This window comes from Streptomyces sp. NPDC014727, from assembly GCF_043083485.1.
Lineage (GTDB): Bacteria > Actinomycetota > Actinomycetes > Streptomycetales > Streptomycetaceae > Streptomyces.
Genome location: NZ_JBIBYR010000086.1, coordinates 1 through 1,185, shown reverse-complemented (window position 1 = coordinate 1,185; position 1,185 = coordinate 1). Strand labels below are relative to the sequence as shown.

Here is a 1,185-nt window from a genome sequence, read left to right as displayed (position 1 = left end):
ATTGACGCGCGCAGGCGCGTCGTAGATTCGCAGTTGGGACTGATGCAGGATTCGGTGACAGGTTCGGTCACGCGGCCTGACTGGCCGGTGGGGTCATGATTACTTCGTATTCGACGGGCGTCAAACGCCCGAGGCCGGTCTGCCGGCGCCGCCGGTGGTAGGTGCGTTCGATCCAGGTGACGATCGCGATGCGCAACTCCTCACGCGTGGACCAGGATCGGCGGTCCAGGACGTTGCGCTGCAAGAGCGCGAAGAAGCTTTCCATCGCGGCGTTGTCACCGGCCGCGCCTACCCTGCCCATCGACCCTGTCATGCCGTGACGAGTCAAGGCGTGCACGAACTTCCGGCTTCGAAATTGCGACCCGCGGTCGCTGTGAAGCACACATCCGGCAACGTCGCCGCGCCGGGCGACAGCATTGTTGAGTGCCCGGACCGCAAGCACCGACTTCATGCGGGAGTCGATGGAATACCCGACGATCCGGTTGGAGAACACGTCCTTCACTGCGCAGATGTAGAGCTTGCCCTCACCGGTCCAATGTTCGGAAATGTCCGATAGCCACAGCTGGTTCGGGGCATCGGCGGTGAAGTTGCGGCGGACCAGGTCCTCGTGCACCGGCGGGCCCGGTCTGCCCTTCCCGCCGCGCTTCTTGCCGAACACGCTCCACCAACCTCGTGCCGAGCAGATCCGCCACGCGGTGCGATCGGCCATCGGCTCGCCCGCGGCCCGAGCCTCGTCAGCGAGAAACCGGTACCCGAACTCCGGATCGTCACGGTGAGCATCGAACAGCGCGTTCGCTCGATACGCCTCGTCGAGTTCGGCAGTCGTAACCGGTTCGGCGAGCCACCGGTAGTAGGGCTGGCGGGCCAGCCCCAACACCCGGCACGTCACCGCGACGGGAATCCCGTCGTCGGCCAGCTCACGGACGAGCGGGTAGGTCATTTTCCCGGCAGATTCGCCTGCGCAAAATAGGCGGCGGCTCGTTTGAGAACCTCGTTCTCCTGCTCCAGCAGCCGAATCCGGCGCCTGGCTTCCCGAAGCTCCGCCGCCTCGCTTGAGGTCATGCCCGGTTTCACACCATCGTCGACATCGGTTTGCCGCATCCATTTCGACAGCGTCATCGGGTGGATCCCGAAATCCGCGGCAACCTGCTCCAACGTCACCCCGTCATCACGGTTGCGAGCCAC

At 64.7% G+C, this 1,185-nt stretch carries 1 protein-coding gene; it reads right to left on the bottom strand.

Annotated elements, in window-relative coordinates; all coding sequences use genetic code 11:
* Positions 1-67 precede the first annotated feature (67 nt).
* Positions 68-1,185 (bottom strand): IS3 family transposase gene (locus tag ACF1B9_RS38015; protein ID WP_391795992.1). Its coding sequence is split into 2 segments (ribosomal slippage): positions 68-943 and positions 946-1,185, totalling 1,116 coding nucleotides; the frame shifts between segments, so codons are not numbered across the junction.